This window comes from Streptomyces sp. NPDC004266, assembly GCF_042874095.1.
Taxonomy (GTDB): Bacteria; Actinomycetota; Actinomycetes; order Streptomycetales; family Streptomycetaceae; genus Streptomyces.
In genome coordinates this window covers 500,341-524,141 of record NZ_JBIAMM010000002.1, presented here as the reverse complement: position 1 = coordinate 524,141, position 23,801 = coordinate 500,341, and the positions used below count along the sequence as shown (strand labels likewise).

Here is a 23,801-nt window from a genome sequence, read left to right as displayed (position 1 = left end):
TCATCGGGGGTCTCCAATCGAGTGGGGGGCGAGCGGGAGCACCTGGCCGACGGTGGCGGCAGGTGTACGGGCGACGGAGGCGAGCAGCGCGAGGTAGTCGTCGAGCAGCTGCCGGGCGTCGGTGTCGGCGACGCGGTCGCCGTAGTACGACAGGGCGATACGGGGTTCGGCGTCGTCGGTGACGTCGAGGCGGAGCGAGAACTCGGTCTGGTTGCGGGTGCCGTCGCTCTCGGCGCCCTCGTGGACGCTCGCGGCCTGCTGGGCACGGAGCGCCGAGGAGACCGGATAGTTGGCGACGACGACGACCGAGTCGAACAGCGGTCCTTCGCCGGCCCCCATCCGCTGGAGCGTGCCGGTGGGGACCGAGGTGTGCTCGGCGCCCTCGACGCGGGCCAGCTGGAAGCGGTCGAACAGGGCGGTCAGGCTCTCGTCCCGGTCGATCTCCACCCGTACGGGCAGGGCGGCGATGAACAGGCCGACCGCGCGCTCCAGGCCGTCGACGGCCCGGTCGCGTCCCGCCGAGACCACGCCGACCGTGACGTCGGCGCGCTCCAGGCGCGCGGCCGCGAGGAGCGACCAGCCGGCGCAGGCCAGGGTGGAGAAGGTGTGGCCGTGCTCGGCGGCCCGCTCGCGCAGCGCCTGGGCGACCGCCGGGTCGAGCCGGCCGGCCACCCGGGCGAAGCGGGACGGGCCGAGGAGGCCCGGCTCCGCCGCCAGCCGGGTCGGGAGGGCCCCGGCCAGCTGGTCCCGCCAGAAGGCGGTGTCCGCCTCCGGGTCGGTGTGCTCGGCGTCGAGCTCGGGGACCGGCGGGAGGCCGGCGTCCCGTCCTTCGAGGGCGGCGACGTAGAGCGCGAGGAGTTCGTCGAGCAGCACCAGGTTCGACCAGCCGTCGGCCAGCAGGTAGCTCTGGATCTGGCCCAGCCACCAGGTGTTCCGGCCGCGCACCAGCCACACCCGCCACAGGGGCGGCTCGGAGACGTCGAAGGGCGTGGCCCGCTCGGCCTCCAGGAGGGCGATCAGCTCGTCGGCGACCGCGTCCGGCTCGTGGTCGCTCCAGTCGAGGACCTCGATCACCGGGGCGAGCTCGTCGGCGACGACCGGGACCCAGGCGCCGTCGCCGTCGCGCCGGAAGCCGGTGCGCAGGGCGGGGTGGCGGTCGCCGAGCGCCTGCCAGGCGGCACGGAAGCCGTCCGGGTCGATCTCGAAGGGCAGCTCGGTGGTGGACTGCATCTGGTACAGGCCCGGCACCCAGTCGTTCTCCAGGACGTCCAGCATGTGCTGCTGGCCGGGCGTCACCGCCGGTCCGGCGGGACGGGGCCGGGCGGGCCCGGCGGCCGGGGCGGCCTCCCGCTCGTCGATCGCCTTCGCGAGCGACTCGACCGTCTGGTGGGCGAAGACCATGCGCGGGGTCATCTCCAGGCCCGCGCGGCGGGCCGCGCTGACCATGCGGATGACGGCGATGGAGTTGCCGCCCAGGGTGAAGAAGCCGACGTCGGCCGGGACGTCGTCGCGGCCCAGCGCCTCGCGCCACAACTCCACCAGGGCCCGCTCGGTGTCGGTGCCCGCGGCCCGTCCGGTGACGGCGGCGACCGTGGGCGCCGGCAGCTCGCGGCGGTTGATCTTGCCGTTGTGGGTCAGCGGGAAGGCGTCCATGCGGACGAACGAGGCGGGCACCATGTGCTGGGGCAGCCGCTCCGCCAGCTGCCGCTTGAGCTCGGCGTCCTCGGGGATCTCCCCGCCGGTCGGCGCCACCAGGTAGGCGACGAGCGTCTTCGCGCCGTCGCGCGGGCCGTGCGCCGCGACCAGGCAGGAACCGCCGCCGATCACCTCCCGCAGGGCCGCCTCGATCTCGCCGGTCTCCACCCGGTAGCCGTTGATCTTGATCTGGAAGTCGATGCGGCCGAGGAGCTCCAGATTGCCGTCCGGCATCCAGCGGGCCCGGTCGCCCGTGCGGTACATCCGCGCGCCGGGCAGCGGGCTGAACGGGTCCGGCAGGAACTTCTCGCCGGTCAGCCGGGGCCGGTTGTGGTAGCCCCAGCCGACGCCGACACCGCCGAGGTACAGCTCGCCGGGGACGCCGACGGGCAGCGGGGACAGCGAGGCGTCGAGGACGTACGAGGTCTGGTTCGCCATCGGGACGCCGTACGGGATGCTGCGCTGCTCCGGCAGGACCTCGCCGATCAGGTGGATCGTCGAGTCCATGGAGACCTCGGTGGCGCCGCCCATGCTGACCAGCTGCGCCGACTCGACGAGCTGGGCCGCGCCGCGCTGCGGCAGCGCCAGCGGGATCCAGTCGCCGCCGAGCAGCACCAGCCGGATCGGCAGCCGCTCGCCGCCGCGCACCTCGGCCTCCTCGACGAGCAGGCCGAACAGGGCGGGGACCGAGTGCCACACGGTGACGGACTCGCGCTCGATCGTCTCGATCCAGCGGTGCGGCGAGCGCTCGTCCTCGGGCGTCGGGAAGACCACGGTCGCGCCGGCCATGAGCGTGCCGAACACGTCGTACGCGCTCATGTCGAAGGCCAGCGCCGAGACGCCGAAGACCTTGTCACCGGGGCCGACCAGGAAGCGCCGGTTGAAGTCGGTGAAGTTGTTGACGCGGCCCCGGTGGTCGAGCAGCACGCCCTTGGGCAGACCGGTCGAGCCCGAGGTGTAGATCAGGTACAGCAGGTCGTCCGGGCGGACCTCGCGCTCCGGCCGGGTCGCGGGGAGGTCCCCGGCGGAGGACGGGTCGACGGCCGTGACGCCGTCGCCGGCGAGCCGGTCGTCACGGGTGACGACCAGGCGGGCGCCGGAGTCCGCCAGCATCCACTGGAGGCGCTCGGCCGGGTAGCCCGGGTCCAGCGGCACGTAGCCCGCGCCGGCCTTGGCGATGGCGAGCTGGGTGACGACCAGGTCGATGCCGCGCTCCAGGCAGACGCCGACGCGCTCGTGGCGGCCGGCGCCCCGCTCGATGAGCAGGTGGGCGAGGCGGTTGGCGCGGGCGTCGAGTTCGGCGTAGTCGACCGCCTCGTCGCCGCAGACCACGGCCGTGGCGCCCGGGTCCACGTCCGCCCACTGCTCGAACAGGCCGTGCGCGGTGGCGTCCTCGGGGTACTCCTCCCCCGTGCGGTTCCACTCGTCGACGACGAGCTCCCACTCGGCCGGGGTGAGCAGGTCCGCGTTGTCGACGTGGACGTCCGGGGTCTCGCACAGTCCGGTGAGCAGTCGCCGGTAGTGGCCGAGCAGGCGCTCGGCGGCGTCGGCGTCGATCACCGACTCGTCGAACTCCAGCGACACCATGACCTCGTCGTCCGTCACCGCGCAGGACAGGTCCAGCGGGAACTTGGCGGTGCCGGAGTGCAGATGGGTGGGGGTCAGCGACAGGTCGCGCAGCCGCATCTCGTGGCCGGGACCGTTGTTGAAGACGAACATGGCCTCGAAGAGCGGGCTCTCGGCCAGGGTCCGCTGCGGCGCGACCTTGTCGACCAGCACGTCGAAGGGGATCTGGTGCTCCTGGGCCCACAGCGACTCGCGGGTGATCCCGGCGAGCACGTCGCCCAGGGTGCCGGCCCCGGCGGACAGGTCGGCGACGACGGGAACGGTGTTCGCGAAGTAGCCGACCAGCCGCTCGGTCTGCCGGTTCCGGTTGGCCATGACCGTGCCGATGGCGAACCGGGAGGTGCCCGTGTACCGGTGCAGGAGCACCGCGAACGCGCTGAGCATCACGTTGAACGCGGTCGTGCGGTGCGTCTCGGCGGCACGCTGGAGCTCGCGGCCGAACTGCCCGTCCCACTGGCAGCGGATGCGCCGCCCGGTGCGGGCCGTGCCCCGGTCGCCGCTCGCCGACAGGCCGAGCGGCTGGGCCCAGGCCAGCTGCTCGCGCCACTGCGCGACCAGCCAGTTGTAGTCCGCGGGCTCCTGGGCCCGCTCGTGCACGGCCGCGTCGGCGTAGTCGATGCCGAGCTCGGGCAGCCGGGGCGAGCGGCCCTCGCGGGCCGCGTCGTACAGCTCCGCGAGGTCCTCCAGGAGGACGCCCACCGACCAGGCGTCGGTCGCGATGTGGTGCACGACCAGCGCGAGCAGGTGGTCGTCGGCGGCGATCCGGAACAGCCGGCCGTGCATCACGGGCCCGGCGGCCAGGTCGATCGGCCGGGCCGCCTCGCGCTGCGCGGCGGCCATCGCGGCCTCCTCGCCGCCGGTCTCCTCGACCGGCAGCGGCACCGGCTCGGCCTCCCGCACGACCTGCTCCAGGCCGCCGTCCGGCAGCTGCCGGTAGACGGTGCGCAGGACCGAGTGCCGGGCGACGAGCCCGTCGAGCGCGGTGCGCAGCGCGGCGACGTCGAGCGCGCCGCGCATCCGCACGCCGTACGGCACGTTGTACAGCGGGCGGCCGTCCGCGAGGGACTCGGCGACCCACAGCTGCTCCTGGCCGCGGGAGAGCAGGACGGGCGCCGCGGGGTCGCGGCGGCGGATGGTGCGCGCCGCCGCCCGCTGCTTGCCGCGGGCGAGCAGGAGCTGGGCCATCAGCTCCCGCTTGGCCGCGGAGAGGCCCTTGACGGCCTCCCGCTTGGTGGAGACTTCCCCGATCATGCGTCCCTCTCCTCGCCGGCCGCGAGCAGCTCGCGGGCCTGGTCGTCGGTCACACCGTCGAGCAGCACCTCGAGTTCGAGGAGCTCGGCCTCGCTCAGCCCGGCCATCTGGAGCTCCTCCAGGGCCTGTGCGACACCGCGCACGGTGGGCTGCTCGAAGACGGTGCGCAGCGGCAGTTCGATGTCCGTCTGCGCGGCCAGTTCGGCCACCAGACGGGTGGCGAGCAGCGAGTGGCCGCCCAGGGTGAAGAAGTCGTCCAGCGCGCCGACCGCCGGGGTGCCGAGCAGTTCCTCGAAGACCGAGGCCACGAGCCGCTCGGTGGGGCCGGACAGCGCCTCGAAGCGCTGCCGGACCCGCTCGACGGTGACCTCGTCGCGCTGGAGGGCGTTCCGGTCCACCTTGCCGTTGGCGTTGCGCGGCAGCCGGTCGGCGAAGACGTAGCCGGTGGGGACCATGTAGCGCGGCAGGCGGGTGCCGAGCGCGGCGGCCAGGACGGCCGGGTCGTGCTCGGTGCCGACCACGCAGGCGACCAGGGTGGGTTCGCCGTCGCAGTCGCGCAGGACGACCGCCGCCTCCCGTACGGCCGGCAGCTCGCACAGCGCCGTCTCGACCTCGCCGGCCTCGATGCGGAAGCCGCGGATCTTCAGCTGGTCGTCGAGGCGGCCGAGGAACTCGAGCCGGCCGTCGGCGTGCAGCCTCACCCGGTCGCCGGTGCGGTAGAGCCGGGCGCCGGGGACCGTCGCGTACGGGTCGGGGACGAAGCGGTCCGCGGTGGCCTTCGGGTCACCGAGGTAGCCGCGGCCGACCACCGGACCGCCGATGGCGAGCTCGCCCGGCACGCCGAACGGCACGCGCCGTCCCTGCGCGTCGAGGACGTACGAGGTGACGCCGGCGACGGGGCTGCCGAGCGGGACCGGGCGGTCCGCCGGCGGCGGCGTGGACAGCACCGCGAGGTGGGTGTCGTCCGAGCACTCCGCGGGGCCGTAGGCGTTGACCATCGGGATCCCGGGGAAGCGGCGCAGCCAGTCCGCCGCGAGGTCCGGCGGCAGCGCCTCGCCCGTGGCGATCAGGAACCGGAGGCTCGCCAGGTCGCCGCCCGCCGCGTGGTCGAGCAGCGCCCTGATCATGCCGGGCACCAGCTGGAGCACGGTGACACCGCGCTCCCGGACGAGGGCGAGCAGCGCCTCGGCGTCGCGGCTGGTGGCGTCGGGGCTGACCACCGTGGTCGCGCCGCGCATGACCGCGACGAGCATCTGCCAGACGGAGATGTCGAAGGACTGCGAGGCGGTCTGGGCCACGACGTCGCCCGAGGTCAGCTCCAGGTCGTGGGCCATCAGTTCGAGGTGGCCCAGGAGTCCGGCCTGCTCGATCTCCACGCCCTTGGGCTCACCGGTCGTACCGGAGGTGAAGATGACGTACGCGCGCCGGTTCGGGTGCGCGCCGGAGGCGTCGAGCGGACGGTCCGCGGTGGAGTCGTCGAGGACGAGGTGGCTGCCGCGGGCCTTGCCGTCGCCGAGCAGGGCGGCGATCCGCTCCGCGTGCTCGTCGTCGGTGACCGCGACGACCTCGCCGAGCCGGTCGAGGATCGTGGCGATCCGCCGGTCCGGCACGGCCGGGGAGACCGGCACGTACGTGGCGCCGGCCGCGCCGCAGGCGAGGGCGGCGGCGATGTGCCGGGCGGAGCGCTCGGCGCAGACCACCACGGCCGGCTCGGGGCCGGTGGCCGCCGAGGTCAGCCGCTCGGCGAGCGCCGCGACGCGGTCCCGCAGCTCCCGGTAGGTCCAGACGGTGGTGCCGTCGACGACGGCGGGGGCGTCCGGGGTGTGCCGCGCCCAGTGTTCGAGCGCCTCGGCGGTGGTCCTCGGCGTGAGGGCGGCCGGTCCGGCGCTCAGGGCGTCCTGGGCCGCGGCCTCGGCGGCCGAGCGCAGTTCCAGGTCGGCCACGGCCCGCGTCGGGGCGGCGGTGATGCTGCCGAGCAGGGCCTCGAAGTGGTCGAGGAGCTGCTCGCCGGTCTCGGCGTCGAACAGGTCGGCGTTGAGTTCCAGGGTGGCGTGCAGGCCGTCCTTCTCCTCGGCCAGGTCGAGGCTGAGGTCGAACTTGGCGGTGCCGACCGGGGCGTGCAGCCGCTCCAGCCTGAGGTCGCCGAGGTCGATCTCCGAGTAGGGCGCGTTGTGCAGGGTGAACATGACCTGGAAGAGCGGGCTCACGCTCAGGTCGCGGTTCGGCTGGAGCGCGTCCACGACCCGGTCGAAGGGGACGTCCTGGTTGGCGTAGGCCGCCAGGGTCGTCGAGCGGACGCGTTCGAGCAGCTCGGTGAAGGACTCCTCCGCGGAGAGCTTGTTGCGGAAGACGATCGTGTTCACGAAGAACCCGACCACGTCCTCGATCTCGACCGAGCGGGTGCCCACCGGGGTGGCGACCGCGATGTCCGCCGCGCCGCTGTAGCGGTGCAGCTGGGCGTTGAAGGCCGCGAGGAGGGTCATGAACAGGGTCGCGTTGTGCTCGCGGCCCACGTGCCGGACCCCGTTGACCAGTTCGGCGTCGAGGATCCGGCGGACCGTCAGGCCGCGGTTGGTCATCGCGGCGGGCCTCGGCTTCTGCGCGGGGAACTCCAGCACGGACGCCGGCTCGGCCAGCGTCTCGCACCAGAAGTCCAGCTGCCCCTGGTAGTCGCCGCCCTCGACCCGGTCGCGCTGCCAGCTCGACCAGTCGGCGTACTGCACCTCCAGCTCGGGCAGCGGCGAGGCCGTTCCCTGGCGTCGCGCCTGGTAGAGGGCCGCGAAGTCGCGGACCACGATCTGCAGGCCCCAGCCGTCGGCGACGACGTGGTGCACGGTGAGGACGAAGACGTGGTCCTCGTCGGAGAGCCGGATCAGGGTGGCCTGCTCCAGCGGCGCCTGGGCCAGGTCGAAGCGGTGCCGGGCGGCCTCGTCGACGAGCTGCCACATGCGCTGCTCGGCGTCCTCCCGCGGCTCGTCGCTCAGGTCGACGACCGTGAGCGGCATGGTGACCTCGCCGGCCGGCTCGACGATCTGGCCGACCCGGCCGTCGTCCATGACGATCCGGGTGCGCAGCACCTCGTGCCGGTCGACCAGCTCGTCCAGGGTGGCGGCCAGCGCCTCGGTGTCCAGCGGGCCGCGCATCCGCACGACCGTCGGGCTGTTGTAGGCGCCGGTGTCGCCCTCCAGCTGGTCGAGGACCCACAGGCGTTCCTGGCCGTACGAGGCGGGCAGGGCGCCGGTGCGGGGCAGGGCGGTGATCGGCGCGGCGACGGCGGCGGCGCCGGCGACTCCGTCGATGTGGGCGGCGAGGTCCCGCACGGTCTGCTTCTCGAACAGGGTGCGCAGCGCGATCTCGCAGCCGAAGACCCGGCGGATCCGGGACACGACCTGGGTCGCCATCAGCGAGTGTCCGCCGAGGTTGAAGAAGTTGTCCTCGGGACCCACCTGGTGGGCGCCGAGCACGTCCTGCCACAGGCCGGCCACCAGTTCCTCGGTGGGCGTCAGCGGGGTGCGCGGTCCGTCCTCGTGGACGCCGGTCGCCGCGGAGGGCTCCGGCAGCGCCGCACGGTCGATCTTGCGGTTCGGCGTGAGCGGGAAGGCGTCGAGGACCACGACGAACGCCGGGACCATGTAGTCCGGCAGCCGCTTGCGGACGTACCCCTTCAGCTCGTTGCCGGCCACCTTCTGGCCGGGCCTGGCCACCACGTAGGCGACGAGCGCGGTCTCGCCGCTGGCGTCGGCGCGGGCCATGACCAGGGCGTCCTGGACCTCCGGCGCGGAGCAGATCACGTGCTGCACCTCGTCGGTCTCGACGCGGTAGCCGCGGATCTTCACCTGGTTGTCGGCGCGGCCGAGCGGGGTGACGGAGCCGTCGGCGAGGTAGCGGCCGAGGTCGCCGGTGCGGTACATGCGGTCGTCGTCGGACGTGCCGAACGGGTTGCGCACGAACTTGACGGCGTTGAGCTGCTCGTCGGCGTAGCCGAGCGAGAGGTGCGGGGAGCGGATGACGATCTCGCCCGGCTCGCCGACGCCGGCCTGCCGGCCGGCCTCGTTGAGGACGAGGAGCTGGACGTCCTTCATGCCGCGGCCGAGGGGGTACGTGACCCCGGGGTCGGTCTCGGCGGTGCCGTGGGCGGCGGGGACCACGTAGTAGCCGACCGCGCGCTGCGTCTCGGTCGAGCCGTACAGGTTGACGCAGGTCGCCGAGCCCGCCATGCGGGTGATCGCCCGTACGTCACGGCTGGTCAGCGTGTCGCCGAGGAAGAAGACCCGCTCCAGGAGCGGCAGCGTGCCCGGGGCGACCGACAGCTGGTCGAAGAGCCGCGCCATCGGGGGCGTCATGTGGCTGACCGAGACCTGGGCCGTGCGGAACCACTGGGCCAGCCGGCCCGGGGTCTCGACGTCGAGGCGGTCGGGCACGCAGATCGTGGCGCCCGTGACCAGCGGCGTGAACACCTCGCGGTGCAGCGGGTCGTGGCTGATGCCGGAGAGCAGGCTGTAGCGGTCGGTCTCGCGGAGCCCGAAGGTCTCCACCATCCACGGCACGAAGTGGGTCAGGGAGCCGTGCGCGCCCCGGATGCCCTTCGGCTTGCCGGTGGAGCCCGAGGTGAACGCGATGTACGCGCAGTCCCGCGGGCCCACCTGGACCGCCTCGGCCGGTTCGGCGCCCTGCGGCACCAGGTGCCGGGCGTCCGCGAGGCGGGACGGCAGCTCGAAGCGGCAGCGCAGGGAGTGCGCCTGGAGCGCGGTGTCCACCGCGAGCGGCACGGCACCGGCCCCCTCCAGCTGGAGGAAGGCGCTCGGGCGGGCCACCGCCAGGCAGTCGGCGATGCGGTCGGCCGGGTAGCTCGGGTCGAGGATGGCGAACGAGGCTCCGGCGCGCATCACCGACAGGATCGCCCAGACCAGGGAGGCGCTGCGCTCGCCGTAGATGGCGACCACGTCGCCCTTGGCGACGCCCTGCTGGTTCAGCAGCCCGGACATGGCGGCCGTCGCCCAGGCGAGGTCGCCGTAGGTGAGCTCCTGGCCCGGCTCGCTGATCGCGATCCGCTGCGGCTCACGGGCGGCCAGCCGCTCGAACTGCTCGACCACCGACCCGTACCAGGTGGTGTCCAGCGGCGCGGCCGGGTCGGGCAGCTCGCGGCGGGCCTGCGGCGTGTCGAGCCGCAGGGCGTCGATGGGGCTGCCGCTGTCGGCGACGGCCTGCTCGATGACCCGGATCCACTGGGCGAGCAGCTCCCGCGTGGTGGCCTCGTCGAACCGCTCGCCGGCGTACATCAGGTCCAGCGAGAGGCCCGGCCCCGCGGGGTCGACGTAGAAGGTGAGGTCGAACTTGGCGCCGAGGTCGGGGACCGCGAAGGTGTCGACCTCGATGCCCGGCAGCTCGGACCGGTGCGGCGGGATGTTGAGCAGGTTCAGGTAGACCTGGAAGAGCGGCGTGGTGTTCAGGTCGCGCTCGGGGGCCAGCTTTCCGACCAGCGTCTCGAACGGGACGTCCTGGTGCTCGTACGCGTCGAGGGTGGTCGTGCGGACCCGGTCGAGCAGCTCGGCGAAGGTCGGGTCGCCGGACAGGTCGGCGCGCAGCACCAGCGAGTTGATGAAGAAGCCGATCAGGTCCTCCACCTCGCGGTGGCGGCGGCCCGCGATGGGCACGCCGATCGCGAAGTCGCGCTGGCCGGCCAGCCGTCCCAGGGTGAGCTGGAGGGTGGCGGCGAGGACCATGAACAGCGTCGCCCCGGATCCGGCGGCGAGCCGCTCCATCGCCTCGCGCAGCTCCGGCGTGACGGTCGCCCGCACCCGGTGGCTCTTCTCGTCGTCCGCCGGGGCGGAGCCGGAGCGGGCGATCGGGAGGGTCAGCGAGGGCAGCCCGTCGAGCTGCTCGCACCAGTACGCGACGGAGGCGTCGAGCGCGCCGGAGTCCAGCTGCCGGCGCTGCCAGCGGGAGAACTGCTCGTACGTGACCGGGAGCGGCGGCAGCGGGGCGGCGGGCTCGTGGCCGGTCTCCTCCGCGTAGAAGTGCGTCAGGTCCCGCTTGAGGATCTCCATCGACCAGCCGTCGCCGACGATGTGGTGCAGCGTCAGCACGAGGACGGCGTCGTCGTGGCCGAGGTCGAGGAGCCGGACCCGCAGCAGCGGGCCGGCCGACAGGTCCATCGGCTCCGCGGCCTCGCGCTCCACCAGGGCGAGGGCCTCGGAGACCCGCTCCTCGGCGGTGACGCCGGTCAGCGCGGTGCGCGCCAGGGTGACGTCGGCGCTGTCGAGGACGGACTGCGTCAGGACGCCGTCCCGGTGGGCGACGACCGTGCGCAGCGTGGTGTGCCGCTCGACCAGGCGGCCGACGGCCCGCTGGAGCGCGGCCTCGTCGAGCGCGCCGGTGAGCCGGATCGCGCCGGCCAGGTGGTAGCGGCCGGTGAGGGCGTTCTGGCCGGAGCCGTTCTCGATCTCCTCCAGGAGCCAGAGGCGTTCCTGCATCACCGACAGCGGCGCGTCGCCGCCGTCGGCGGCGTGGTCCGCGATCCCCTCGGAGGCGTCCCGGGCGGCGGCGGCGTCGCACAGCGCGGCGTAGTCGCGGAGCACGGGCGCCTCGAACAGGGCGCGCAGCGGGACCTCGCGGCCCAGCTCCTCGCCCACCTGCGAGGTGATCACGGTGGCGAGCAGGGAGTGGCCGCCGATGGTGAAGAAGTCGTCGCCGGCGCCGACCGCGTCGACGTCGAGGACCTGCGCCCAGACCCGGGCGACGGTCCGCTCGGTCTCCGTCTCCGGCTCGGCGAAGTCGGCGTGCGCGAAGTCGGCGCGGCGCGGCCGGCCGAGACGGCTCGGGTCGATCTTTCCGCCGGGCAGGCGGGGCAGTTCCGCGGAGGCCACGAACGCGGCGGGGACCATGTGCGGCGGCAGTTCCGCCGCGCACAGCTTCGCCAGCGCCTGCGGGGTCAGCTCCGGGTCGGCGGTCTCGACGTGGGCCACCAGGACGCCGTCGAGGCCCCGCACCACGGCCTGCGTCACCCCGGCCAGGGCGAGCAGCACCGACTCGATCTCGGCGGGCTCGACGCGGTAGCCGCGCAGCTTGATCTGGCTGTCGCCGCGGCCGCAGTAGTCCAGGGTCCCGTCGGCGCGCAGCCGGACGAGGTCGCCCGTGCGGTACATGCGGGCGCCGGGGACGGCGGAGAACGGGTCGGGCAGGAAGTGTCCGGCGGTCAGCGCGGGCCGGCCGTGGTAGCCGAGGGCCAGACCGGCGCCGCCGGCGTACAGCTCGCCGACCGCGCCGGCGACCACCGGCCGCAGGTCCGCGTCCAGGACGTACGCCGTGCCGCCCGGCAGGACCGCGCCCAGCGAGGCGGGCTGCCCCGGTTCGAGGGCGGCGGCCGTGATGGCGACGGTGCACTCGGTGGGGCCGTACGCGTTGACGAAGCGCCGGCCCGGCTGCCACCGCTCGACCAGCTCGGGGCGGCAGGCCTCGCCGCCCGACACCAGGGTCTTCAGGAGCGGCAGTTCACGGACGGGCAGGGAGGCGATCACCGACGGCGGCAGCAGGCAGACGCCGATGGCGCGCTCGGCCAGGACGTCGGCCAGGGCCTCGCCGACGAGGGCGTGCTCACGGCCGACGACGCACAGGGTGCCGCCCGCGGCGAGGGTGGAGAAGATCTCCCAGACGGAGGCGTCGAAGCTCAGGCTGGCGAATTGGAGCATGCGCGAGCCGGCGTCGATCCCGAAGACGTGCGCCTGGGCCGCCGTGAGGTTGGCGAGCGAACGGTGGGAGACGAGGACGCCCTTGGGACGGCCGGTGGAGCCCGAGGTGTACAGGAGGTACGCGGGAGCGTCCGGGTCGGCCTGCGGCAGCGCCACGGCCCCGTCCGGTGCCTCGCGCAGCGCCTCCTCGACGAGTTCGCGGGTCACCAGACCGCGCGCCCCCGAGTCGGCCAGCATGAAGTCCTTGCGCTCGGCCGGGTAGGCGGGGTCGATCGGCAGGTACGCCGCTCCGCAGCGCTGCGCCGCGAGGACGGCGACGACCGCCTCGACGGACGGCTCGACCGCCACGGCGACGACGTCGCCGGGGCGCACGGCGAACCGGTCGGCGATCACCCGGGCGACCTGCTCGACCCGGTCGCGCAGCTCGCCGTAGGTCAGCGCGCTGTCGGCGCCCTCCAGGGCGATCGCGTCGGCGCGGCTGTCGACGGCGCGCTCGAACTGCGCCCAGAACGTGTCGGGGTGCCGCTCCGCGCCGGTCCCGGCCGGCCAGTGGCCGAGGGCCGCGGCCGCCGAGGGGGTCTCGACGCGCTCGTCCGGGCGCTGCCCCATCGCGCGGGCCGTCTCGGCGAACAGCCGGGCGACGAGCTGCGCGGTCTCGGGCCGGAAGAGGTCCGTGTTGAACTCCAGCCAGCCCGTCAGCGGGCCGCCGTCGTCGGTGATCTCGAAGGTCAGGTCGGTCTTGGCGGTGCCGGTGTACAGCGGAGCGGTCTCGACCCGCAGGCCGGGCAGGGCCGGCGAGGGCAGGGCGCCGCTGCGGACGTCCAGGATCACCTGGAAGAGCGGGCTGCGGCTGGGGTCGCGGTCCTGGCCGCTCGCCTCGACGATCGCGGAGAACGGCACCCACTTGTGCGGCATCGCCTCCAGGGTGGTGGCGCGGGCCCGGGCGACGAGGTCGCGGCCGGTGGCGCCGCCGGGCGCCTCGAAGCAGAGCGGGACGGTGTTCACGAAGAAGCCGACGACGTCGTCGTAGGCGCCGTCGCCCGGGCGGTTGGCGTCGGGGACGCCGACGACCACCCGCTCCTGGCCGGTCAGCCGGGAGAGCGTCGAGGACAGGCAGGCGGCCAGCGTCATGAAGACGGTCGCCTGCTGGTCGCGGGCGAGGGAGCGCAGCAGGTCCGAGTCGGCCTGGCCGAGGGCCAGCGGGACGCGTGCGCCGTCGAAGGTCTGCACGGCCGGCCGGGTCCGGTCGAAGGGCAGGTCGAGGGCGAGCGGCGCGCCGGCGAGGTGCCCGGACCAGAAGGCCAGGCCCTGCCGGCCCTCCGCGGAGTCGAGCCGGGCGCCCTCGTCGAGGGCCCACCGGGCGTACTGGTGGACGACCGCGGGCGGCTCGCCGGCACCGGTGCCGGCACCGTGCGCGTACAGCTCGGCCAGCTCTCCGGCGATGACCTCCATCGAGCGGCCGTCGGAGACGATGTGGTGGAAGGCCAGGAGCAGGGCGTGCTCGTCGGGCCCGAACTGCACCAGGGCGGCGCGCATCAGCGGCGGCGTGTCGAGGTCGAAGAGCTGCCGCACGTGCTCGCCGACGAGCTCGGAGAGCTCCGCCTCGCGGCGGGCGGGCTCGGCCGACGTCCGGTCGATGACCTCGAAGGGGCAGGTCAGGCCGGTGTGCACGAAGGGCACGGGCCGGCCGCCCTCGTCCTTGAAGCCGGTGCGCAGCGCCGGGTGCCGCTCGACGATCGCGTCGAGCGCGCCGCGCAGGACGTCCCGGTCGAGCTCGCCGTAGAGCCGGAGCACACCCGGCACGACGTAGGCGCGGGAGCCCGGGGCGAACTTCTCCAGGAACCACAGGCGGCGCTGGCCCAGCGACAGGGTGGGCTCGACCTCGGTGGCGGCGTCCGCCGCGCTCCCGGTCTCCACCGGCTCGGCGGCGGCCAGTTCGGCGATCCGCGCCGCCTGGGCGCGGACGGTGACGGACTCGAAGAACATCCGCAGCGGCGGCTGGACGCCGAACTCGCGGCGCACCCGGGTGTTCAGATCGGCGGCGCGCAGCGAGTGGCCGCCGAGCGCGAAGAAGTCCTCGTCGGGACCGACCCCGGCGACTTCGAGCACCTCGCACCAGAGGGCGGCGAGCCTGCTCTCCATCGGCGACATGTCGGCCGCCCCGGCCGAGCGGGACACGTCGAGGGCCAGCTCGCGCAGGGCGTGCGCGTCGACCTTGCCGTTCGAGGTGAGCGGGATGGCGTCCAGGACGAGGAGGCGGCTCGGGACCATGTAGCTGGGCAGCTCGCGGTTGAGCCAGTCGCGCAGCCCGTCGGTGCTGACGTCCGCGCCGGTGACGGCGGCGATCAGCTCGGTCTCGCCCGCGCCGCGGGTGGCGACCACGGCCGCCTCGGCGACCTCGGGGTGCCGGCGCAGCACCACGTCGACCTCGCCGAGCTCGATGCGGTAGCCGCGCACCTTGACCTGCTGGTCGGCGCGGCCGACGTAGCGCAGCTCGCCGTCGGCGGCGCGGCGCACCAGGTCGCCGGTGGCGTACAGGCGGCGGCCCGGCTCGGTCGCGAACGGGTCGGGGACGAAGCGCTCGGCGGTCTTGCGGGGCTCGGAGGCGTAGCCGCGGCCGACGCCGATGCCGCCGATGTACGCCTCGCCGACGACGCCGTCGGCGACGGGCCGCAGCTCGGCGTCGAGGACGTGGACGACCGCGTCGGTCATGTCGGCGCCGATGGACACGTCACGGGCGCGGGAGACCCGGCCCGACTCGGGGCCGAGGTGGGCGACGGTCGAGCACACCGTGGTCTCGGTGGTGCCCCAGCGGTTGTACAGCTCCACGTGGGCGCGGTCGGCCGCGAACCACTGGTCGAGCTTGTCGGGGTGCGCGGCCTCGCCGCCGATGAGGATCGAGCGCAGCGCCGGCGGCACCCGCACCCCGGACTCCAGGGCGGTGACGAGGACGTGGAAGAAGGCCGTGGGGATGTCGACGAGGTTGAGGCGCTGCTCCTCGCACCAGGCCCAGAACAGCTCGGGCGAGCCGAGCACCGACTCGTCGCGCAGCACCAGGGCGGCGCCCCGGGTCCACGCGGAGAAGATCTCCTCCAGGCAGGGGTCGAAGGTGAGCGGGGCGAACTGCAGCACCCGGTCGCCCTCGGCGACGTCGAAGGCGTCGAGGAAGGACAGCACGTAGCTGACGAGCGAGCGGTGCTCGATCTGCACGCCCTTGGGGCGGCCGGTGGAGCCCGAGGTGAAGATGACGTACGCGAGGTTGTCGCCGGTGACGGCGAGCGCGGGACGGTCCTCGGGGAGGTCCGCGCCGGACTCCTCGTCGACGCGGGTCGCCTCGCCCAGGGAGGCCGCGAGCCCGGCGGTCGCGCCGTGGCAGAGGATCCGCTCGCACCGGGCGTCGCCGACCATGTCGGCGAGGCGGTTCTGCGGCAGCGTCGGGTCCAGGGGGACGAACGCGGCCCCGGACTTCATGACCGCGAGCATCGCGACGATCAGCTCGGGGGAGCGCTCCAGGCAGAGGCCGACGGTCTGCTCGGGACGCAGGCCGTCCTGCCGCAGCCGGTGCGCGAGACGGTTCGCGGCGGCTTCCACCTGGGCGTACGTCAGCTCGTCGGCGCCGGCCACGAGGGCGGTCGCGTCGGGGGTGCGGTCGGCCGTCGCCTCGAACAGCTCGTGGACGGAGGTGACGCCCTCCTGGGTGCGGGCGGGTACGCCGGCCCGGGCGAGGGACTCGGTCGCGCCGGTCAGCCGCAGCGCGGAGACCGGGGAACCGCCGTGGACGACGATCTGCCGGAGCAGCTCCAGGAACTGCTCCCCCAGCTGCCCGGCGAGGGCCTCGTCGAAGCGGTCCGCGCGGACCAGCATGTGCGCGAGCAGGCCGCCGTCGGCCGGGATCGCGTGCAGGGTGATGTCGAACTGGGTGGCCAGCTCACCGGCCGGGAACGGCTCCAGGGTGAGGTCGCCGAGGGCCGCGCCGGCGCTGCCCGCGCCGAAGAGGACCGAGGTGACGTCGTCGGCGATCGCGGTGTGCGGCCGCTCGAAGACGACCGCCGTGTTGATCGCGGCCGAGGTGTTGCCCTGGGCGCGCAGCAGCTCGACGAGGCGGCTGACCGGGAAGTGCTGGTGGCCGAGCGAGCGGCGCAGCTGCTGTCCGGTGCTGCGGATCAGCTCGGTGACGGTCGGGTGGGCGCCGGGCTCGGCGCGGACCGGGATGGTGTTGGCGAAGTAGCCGAGGGTGTTGCGGAAGCGGGCCTGCGGGCGGCCGGCCGTGGTGGCGCCGACGACGAAGTCGCGTGCGCCGCTGTGTGCGGCGACGAGGACCTCGAAGGCCGCCATCAGGACCGAGAAGACCGTGGTGTCGCTCTCGCCGGCGATCCCTTCGAGCGCGGCGAGCAGGTCGGCGTCCACCGTCACCCGGTGGCTCGCGATGCCCTGGTCCGGCTGCGGCACCTCCCGTACGGGGAGCGACGGCGCCTGGACGTCACCGGCGAGGAGGTCCAGCCAGTAGCGCTCGTCGGCCTGCCACTGGGGGGAGCGCTCGTAGTCCTGCTGCCAGCGGACGAACTCCTCGTAGCCGACGGCCGGCGGAAGCTCGGGGGTGCGCTCGTGCAGCAGGTCGCCGTAGACGGTGGTCAGCTCGTCGAGCAGGGTCACCACCGACCAGAAGTCCGTGATGGCGTGGTGCTGCGCGAGCACCAGGACCGGCGCTCCGCAGCCGGTGAACAGCTTCGCGCGGGCGACGTCTCCGTGCTCGATGTCGAAGGGGTCGAGGGCGCACGCGTCGACGCGGGCCCGGAGCTCCTGCTCCGTCTCGCCCGTCAGGTCGACGACGTCGAGCTCGAACGGCTTGGCGGGGTCGACGAGCTGCACGCGGCGGCTGCCGTCGACGCCGAAACCGGCGGTGAGGATGGGGTGGCGGGTGCCGATGTGGCGCACGGCGGCGGCCAGCACCCCGGCGTCGACCGGCTCCGACAGCCGGACCGCGACGGAGACGTTCTGCCGGCAGTCCGGGCCTTCGAGGTCCCGCATGAACAGCAGCGACTGCTGACCGGCCGACAGCGGTACGGCTCCGCCGCGCTGCCCGGAGGTCTGCCCGGCCGGCGTCTCGGGTGCGGATTCCAGGCGCTCCTCGACGGCGACCGCGACCTCGCGCAGGCTCGTCGGCTGGAGCAGCAGGCCCGGGTCGGTGACGACGCCGGTCTGCTCCTCGATGCGGAAGGCGAGGTCGACCGCGGCCAGCGAGTCGAGGTCGAGGTCGGCGACCATCGTGGCGGGCGCGTCGCCCTCGCCCCGGCCGACCAGGCTCAGGGCGCGCTCGATCGCGTCGACGCGCTCCTCGCGGGCGAGGGCGAGGAGTTCGGCGCGCGACGGCAGGGCGAGCTCGCGGCGCTCGCCGCGGGCGGCGGCGGTGGTGGAGCGGCGGTAGATCTCGCCCTCGACCTGCCCGGCGGTGTACGCCGTGCGGCCGGCCAGGCGCTGGATCTTGCCGCTGGAGGTCTTGGCCAGGCTGCGGGCGGCGAGCAGGACCACGTCGTGCAGGGCGATGCCGTGCTCCTGCTGGACGGCCGCGGCGATCGCGTCGGCGATCCCGGGGAGGTCCTCCTCGGTGGCGGAGACGGCGACCTCGTGGAGGATCACGCACTCCTCGCCGTCCGCGGTCTCCACCGAGAACGCCGCGCCGCAGCCGGGGCGCGCGAGCGGAGAGGCCGCGACGGCGGTCTCCTCCAGGTCGTGCGCGTAGAGGTTGCGGCCGCGGACGACCATCATCTCCTTGAGGCGTCCGGTGACGAAGACCTGCTCGTCGAGGACGAAGCCGAGGTCGCCGGTGCGCAGGTACGGCTTCGGGTCGTCCGCCAGGCGGGCGCCGAAGGCCGTCTCGGTCGCGGCCTCGTCCTCCCAGTAGCCGGCGGCGACGGACGCGCCGCGCACCCACAGCTCGCCGACCGTGCCGGGTGCGACGCGCTCGCCGGACTCCGGGTCGACGACGGCGAGTTCGTGGCGGTCGGCGACGACGCCGGAGGAGACCAGGTGGTCGCCGTCCGCGCGCTCCTCGGCGCGGCCCTGCTCCAGGGCGGGGCGGTCGACGCGGAGGCTGTGCGCGCCGTTGCCGCGGCCGCTGCCCGCGACGAACAGGGTGGCCTCGGCGAGGCCGTAGCAGGGCAGCAGCGCGGACCGGTCGAAGCCGCTGACGGCGAAGGCGTCGGCGAAGCGCTCCAGGGTGCGGTTGCGGACCGGCTCGGCGCCGCAGAAGGCGACCCGCCAGGACGACAGGTCGAGGTTCTCGCGCTCGGCGGGGGTGCTCTTGTTGACGCAGAGGTCGAAGGCGAAGTTCGGGCCGCCGCTGACGGTCGCGCCGCGGCTGGAGATGGCCTCCAGCCAGCGCATCGGCCGGCGCATGAACTCCAACGGCGACATCAGGACGTTGGACAGGCCGGACAGCATCGGCTGCAGGACGCCGCCCAGCAGACCCATGTCGTGGTAGAAGGGCAGCCACGAGGCGACGACGTCGCCGTCGGCGAGGCCGAAGGCGCCGGCGATCGCGGAGCCGTTGGACAGCAGGTTCCCGTGGGTCACCACGACGCCGCGCGGGGTGCCGGTGGAGCCGGACGTGTACTGGAGCAGGGCGACCGAGTCGGGGGCGACGGCCGGCATGCGCCAGTCGTCGGCGCCCTCCAGCATCGCCTCCTCGGTGACGATCCAGGGCAGCCGGGCCACCTCGGGCGCCTGCTGCTCGAACAGCTCGCGGGTGAAGGCCTGCACCAGGCCGTCCGTGAGGACGATCTCGGCGCGGGAGCTCTGCACCACCGCGCGCAGCCGGGGCAGCGTACGGGCGACGCGCATCGGGTCCGGCGGGTAGACCGGGACGGCGACCATGCCGGCGTACAGCGTGGCCACGAAGCCCACGACGAAATGCTCGCCCGGTGGGTAGAGCAGCATGACCCGCGCGCCCGGCTTCGCCCGCTCCAGGAGGGAGACGGCTATCGCCCGCGCACGCCTGTCGATCTCGAGCATGCTGAGCTTCGTGTCGACGCCACCGGCGTCGGCGAGGAATTCGTAGCTTGCGTCGGCACCGCGCTCGGAGACGTTGCGGCGGATGACATCAACGACAGAATTGTTTGCGTACATAGACCGTTCTCACATCGGCGTGGAGTTTCGGAGCCCGGGCGGGCGGAGTGGCCCTGAGGGCACACCGCGGGGGCGGGCCGGCGTCATGGGGGAGCGCCGGCCCGCGGGGAACCGCGGTCAGTAGCCGGCGACCGGCCGGCGGTGGCAGATGCTGCGGATCCGCTCCTGGACGCGCGCCCGCAGGGCGGGGTCGAGGGCGTAGGTGTTGTTGGAGGTGTTCTCCAGGTCGGTCAGCACCTCGTGGACGAGCTCCGCGACCTCCGCGACGTCGGCCTCGTCGAAACCGCGGGCCGCCATGCTGTTGCTGCCGAACCGCACGCCCGACGTGACGAAGGCGGAGTGCGCGTCGCCGACGATCCGGTTCTTGTTGACGAGCACGCCGCACTGCTCCAGCGCCTTCTCGGCGTTGACACCGGTGACGCCGTACGACGTGAGGACGTCGGCCACGACGATGTGGTTGTCGGTCCCGCCGGAGATCACCCGCACTCCGCGCGCGATGAGCTGCTCGGCGAGCGTGGCCGCGAGGTCGCGGACCCGGTGGATCCGGGCGGTGAACTCCGGCGTGGTCGCGGCACCCAGGGCGTAGGCCTTGGCGGCGATGCTGTTGACCACCGGAGCGCCCTGGATCAGCGGGAAGAGCCCGCTGTTCAGGGTCTGCTGGAGCGTGCGGCCGGTGGGGAGCACCATGTCGGCCGAGTCGCCGAGCATGATCAGGCCGCCGCGCGGACCGTAGAGCTGCTTGTGCGTGCACGTGGTCACGACATGGGCGTGGGCCAGCGGCGAGGGGTGGAGACCGGCCACCACGAGACCGGCGATGTGGGTGATGTCGGCCAGCAGGTACGCGCCCACCTCGTCGGCGATGGCGCGGAACGCGGCCCAGTCGAGCGTACGGGGGTAGGCGGTGGTACCCGCGATGATCAGCTTCGGGCGGTGCGCGAGCGCCTGGGCGCGGACCTCCTCGTAGTCGATGAGGCCGTCGGCCCCGAGGCCGTAGCTGTGCGCCTCGAAGATCTTGCCCGAGAGGTTGACCTTGGCGCCGTGGCTGAGGTGGCCGCCGGCGTCCAGGTCGAGGCCCAGGATCGGGTCGCCCGGCTTCAGGAGCGAGTTCATGACGACCTGGTTGGCGGTGCTCGCCGAGTGGGGCTGGACGTTCGCGTAGCGGGCGCCGAAGGCCTGCTTGGCGCGCTCGACCGCGAGTTCCTCGACCTTGTCGACGTTCACGCAGCCGGCGTGGAACCTGCGGCCGGGGTAGCCCTCGGCCGTGACGTTGGCGAAGAAGCTGCCCTCGGCGAGCAGCGCCGCGGGGTTCACGGGGCTGCAGGAGGCGACCAGGGCGAGGGTCTCGCGCTGACGGTGCAGCTCGTCGTCGAGGAGCCCGTACAGGGCCGGGTCGCCGAGCTCCATGGCGTGCAGGGCGTTCTCGTAGAAGGCCGAGAGCGGGGCGGTCGGAGGGGTGAGCGTGGGCAGTCCGACGGCTTGGGTCATGGGGCCGAATCCAAACTGTGAGGGGTGGGGGTCAGAAGTTCGGCGTCGAGAGCATCGCCGCGACCTTGCGGTCGGGGTCCTCGAAGCCGCGCCGGCCGTGCATGACGCGCTTGTTGTCGATCATGACGATGTCGCCGGCCTCCCACTGGAGGTCGACCCGCACCTCCTCGGTGGCGTCGAGCGCGTCCCAGCGGCAGTGCTGCGGAATGGACGATCCGTCCTCGAAGGAGACGAGCGCCCCCGAGCCCAGGTAGCTGTTGCACAGCGTCGGCGCGTCCACGTAGGGGGCCTGCGGGACCGCGGAGACGGTCCACTTCCAGTTGAGGTTGCCGGCCTCGTCGAAGTCGTACTCGAAGTCGTCGAAGGTGGCGAACAGCGCCTCCAGCTCGGCACGGTCGGCCGTGCCGAACACGCGCTCCTGGTGCTCGGGGGCGGTCGGGAACGGCAGGCGCCAGGTCAGCCGCAGCCTGTCGAACAGCTCGCGGGTCTCCGGGGCGAGCCGCTTGTACGCCTCGACGCCGTCGTAGACCGTCGTCTCGCCGTCCTCGTCGGCCGGCCGCACGCAGTAGAACCACTGGAGGCCGGGGTGCAGCGGGCAGTAGCTCATCTCGGAGTGCGCCGGAATGGGATTCCGGTGCGCGTCGACGAGGAGCACGGCGCCGTCGTCGGAGATCGTCTCCCGGTTGGGGTTCTGGTGGAAGAACAGCTTCGACGAGAACTTCTGGACCAGCGCGCGGAAATCATCGGCGGTGGCGCCGAATCCACGGAACATCAGCGTGCCGTGCTGCTTGAAGAGTTCGGAGATCTCGGAGTGCGGGAGTTCGGCGAGGGGGAGATCTGCGCTTTCGATCACCAGACCGTGGTGGTCGGAAAGGGGAGAGGTTTTGAAGGGGGTTGTCGCCATGAGAATTCCTACGTGAGTGAGAGGCCCTGACTTTTCATCACGACCGTGACGTTAGGCGGGCGTTCATACGGTGGGCAATATCGGGATCCTGGACTGATCCGGTCATTGCAGGGGGTGTCCAATTCCGTCCACGGGACGGAGCGCGCGGTGTCCCCGGAACAGGTGTCACGGCTTTCGGGGGCGTGTGTCCGCGACGGTCGCCGGGGAGCATGGGAGGCCGATCGGTACATGCGGTACCTCCCCGTCCCGACCAGCGGAACGGCGGCGAACGGCAGTGGAAGGCAGGCGGTGGACGATGAGCTCGTGCCCGACGCCGTACGCGGCCGGCCACCGGATCGACCGGCCCCCGGCGGTCCCGGTGCTCGGCCCGGCCGACTGCCACGTCTGGTGGGCGGATCCGGCCACGGTCACCGACGCCTGCCTGGACCTGCTCGACGAGACCGAGCAGTCCCGGCTCCCGCAGCTGCGCCGGACGGAGGACCGGCAGCGGTTCATCGCCGGCCGGGCCCTGCTGCGCACCGCGGCCGCCGGCTATCTCGGCCTGCCGCCCCAGTGGGTCGAGGTGGTCGCCCGCTGCCCCGACTGCGCCAGGAACCACGGGAAGCCCGAACTGCCGGGCACCGGGCTCCAGGTGTCGGTGTCGCACTCCGGCTGCCGGGTGGCGGTCGCCGTCACCCGCGTGGGTCCCGTCGGGATCGACGTCGAGGAGATCAGCGCCTCCGTGGCCCCCGCGGAACTGCTCCCCCACGTCCTCGGCCCCGCGGAGCCCCGTACCCCCGCCCACGTCACCACGAGCGGCTTCCACCGGATGTGGACCCGGAAGGAGGCGGTGCTCAAGGCCACGGGCCAGGGACTGCGGATACCGCTGTCCGAGGTCGGGGTGTCGGCCCCGGAGGAGGACCCGAGGGTGCTGTTCCTGGGCGGTCCCGCGGCCAGGCCCGCCGAGGACTTCGTCCTGGCCGACCTGGAGGCCGGTGGGGGCTGCGCGGCCGCGGTCGCCGTGATCGGCGGCGGGCCGCCCGTCTTCACCGCCTACTCCCGGAGCCGCCCCTCGGCCGCCGCGTTCAGCGCGGGGCCCCCGCGGGCTGCGGGGTCCGGGCGCTGAGCGGCCTCATGTCCGTCCACACCCGCTCGATGTGGTCGAGGCACTCCTGCCGCTCGCCGCTGAAGCCCTCCGGCTCCCAGCCGTCCGGCAGCTCGCGGTCGGCGGGCCAGAGCGAGTACTGCAGTTCCTGGTTGCGGACCACGAGCTGGGTGCCGGTGCCTTCGGTCGTCATGTCTCCACCTGCTGTCGTTGTCGGGGTTCGGGGTGCGCGGACGGTGCGCGCGGGGTGGTCAGAGCGGCGCGGACCAGCTGCGCCTTGTTGTGCGCGCCGAGCTTGGAGCGGATGCGCTTCACGTACGTGTCGACCGTGTGCTGGCTGATGCCGATCCGCCGGGCCGCCTGGTCGTGGGTGCAGCCCTCGACGAGGTGCCCGAGCACTTCGCGCTCCCTCGGGGAGAGCGTGGCGACGCCCTGCCGGACGGGGGCCGGTCCCGGCGCCGCCACCCGTCGGATGGCGTCCACGAGCAGCAGGGGCGCGTCGTCGAACGGAAGGGTCGCGCCCGTCCGTTCCGGTCCCCGGCCCGTACCGGAGCCCGCTTTCCGTCCCCCTTCCCGGGCCGTCTCCGGCCCTTCGGTCAGGAGGACCGTGCGGGCGGCGGGGACGGCCGGCGGCAGCTCGCCGAGCAGGCCCCGGTCGACCACGAGGCAGTCGACCGACCCGGGCGCCACCGCGAACGGCGTGCTCGTGGCGAACGCGACCTGGATGTCGGCCTCCGCGTCGAGCAGATAGCGGATGCCGAGCAGGGCGAGCTGGTTCCCGACGAAGATCCCGGCACGCGTCATGTCGTCTCCTCGTCTGCGCTGGGTCCGGTCCACTCCGGCTCCACAGGACCAATCTCCGTGATCGGAGCACTCATCGGAAGGCGACTCCGGTGGCCCGTTGAGGCCCTGGACACAAGGGGACAACGGGACGCGGGGAGAC

7 protein-coding genes are annotated in these 23,801 nt (G+C 73.7%); 1 reads left to right on the top strand and 6 read right to left on the bottom strand.

Going from position 1 to position 23,801, the window contains the following annotated elements:
* The 4 genes from ACFYUZ_RS07095 to ACFYUZ_RS07080 all read right to left on the bottom strand — a co-directional run bounded on the left by ACFYUZ_RS07095 (position 1) and on the right by ACFYUZ_RS07080 (position 21,723).
* Positions 1-4,572, bottom strand: a complete 4,572-nt coding sequence (locus ACFYUZ_RS07095; RefSeq protein WP_389306850.1) for an amino acid adenylation domain-containing protein — start codon at positions 4,570-4,572, stop codon at positions 1-3.
* Positions 4,569-19,385: an amino acid adenylation domain-containing protein gene (locus tag ACFYUZ_RS07090; protein ID WP_389306849.1), complete on the bottom strand. Its 14,817-nt coding sequence runs from the start codon at positions 19,383-19,385 to the stop codon at positions 4,569-4,571. Before ACFYUZ_RS07090 ends, ACFYUZ_RS07095 begins: the two co-directional genes overlap by 4 nt.
* 117 nt (positions 19,386-19,502) lie before the next feature.
* Positions 19,503-20,870 (bottom strand): serine hydroxymethyltransferase, encoded by a 1,368-nt coding sequence (glyA, locus tag ACFYUZ_RS07085; protein WP_389306847.1) that lies wholly within the window; start codon positions 20,868-20,870, stop codon positions 19,503-19,505.
* A 31-nt stretch (positions 20,871-20,901) separates the two neighbouring features.
* Positions 20,902-21,723, bottom strand: coding sequence for a TauD/TfdA family dioxygenase (locus ACFYUZ_RS07080; RefSeq protein WP_177181694.1), 822 nt, complete (start codon positions 21,721-21,723; stop codon positions 20,902-20,904).
* A gap of 346 nt (positions 21,724-22,069) precedes the next feature.
* Here ACFYUZ_RS07080 and ACFYUZ_RS07075 point away from each other — a divergent pair, with 346 nt between their 5' ends.
* Positions 22,070-22,879, top strand: coding sequence for a 4'-phosphopantetheinyl transferase family protein (locus ACFYUZ_RS07075; protein ID WP_389306845.1), 810 nt, complete (start codon positions 22,070-22,072; stop codon positions 22,877-22,879).
* On the opposite strand, the gene ACFYUZ_RS07070 is transcribed toward ACFYUZ_RS07075, so the two are convergent.
* The gene (locus ACFYUZ_RS07070; RefSeq protein WP_389306844.1) at positions 22,839-23,051 is read right to left on the bottom strand and encodes an MbtH family protein; all 213 of its coding nucleotides are present in this window, start codon (positions 23,049-23,051) and stop codon (positions 22,839-22,841) included. The two genes, ACFYUZ_RS07075 and ACFYUZ_RS07070, sit on opposite strands and share 41 nt — an antisense overlap.
* Positions 23,048-23,662 carry a response regulator transcription factor gene (locus ACFYUZ_RS07065; protein ID WP_389306843.1) on the bottom strand — a complete coding sequence of 205 codons (615 nt, stop codon included), beginning with the start codon at positions 23,660-23,662 and terminating at the stop codon, positions 23,048-23,050. The genes ACFYUZ_RS07070 and ACFYUZ_RS07065 overlap by 4 nt, the downstream gene beginning before the upstream one ends.
* Positions 23,663-23,801: the final 139 nt, after the last annotated feature.

Excerpts from the sequence above, each read along its gene's own strand:
- ACFYUZ_RS07095 (WP_389306850.1), bottom strand. The coding sequence starts at position 4,572 with ATGATCGGGGAAGTCTCCACCAAGCGGGAGGCCGTCAAGGGCCTCTCC.
- ACFYUZ_RS07090 (WP_389306849.1), bottom strand. The coding sequence starts at position 19,385 with ATGTACGCAAACAATTCTGTCGTTGATGTCATCCGCCGCAACGTCTCC.
- glyA (WP_389306847.1), bottom strand. The coding sequence starts at position 20,870 with ATGACCCAAGCCGTCGGACTGCCCACGCTCACCCCTCCGACCGCCCCG.
- ACFYUZ_RS07075 (WP_389306845.1), top strand. The coding sequence starts at position 22,070 with ATGAGCTCGTGCCCGACGCCGTACGCGGCCGGCCACCGGATCGACCGG.
- ACFYUZ_RS07070 (WP_389306844.1), bottom strand. The coding sequence starts at position 23,051 with ATGACGACCGAAGGCACCGGCACCCAGCTCGTGGTCCGCAACCAGGAA.
- ACFYUZ_RS07065 (WP_389306843.1), bottom strand. The coding sequence starts at position 23,662 with ATGACGCGTGCCGGGATCTTCGTCGGGAACCAGCTCGCCCTGCTCGGC.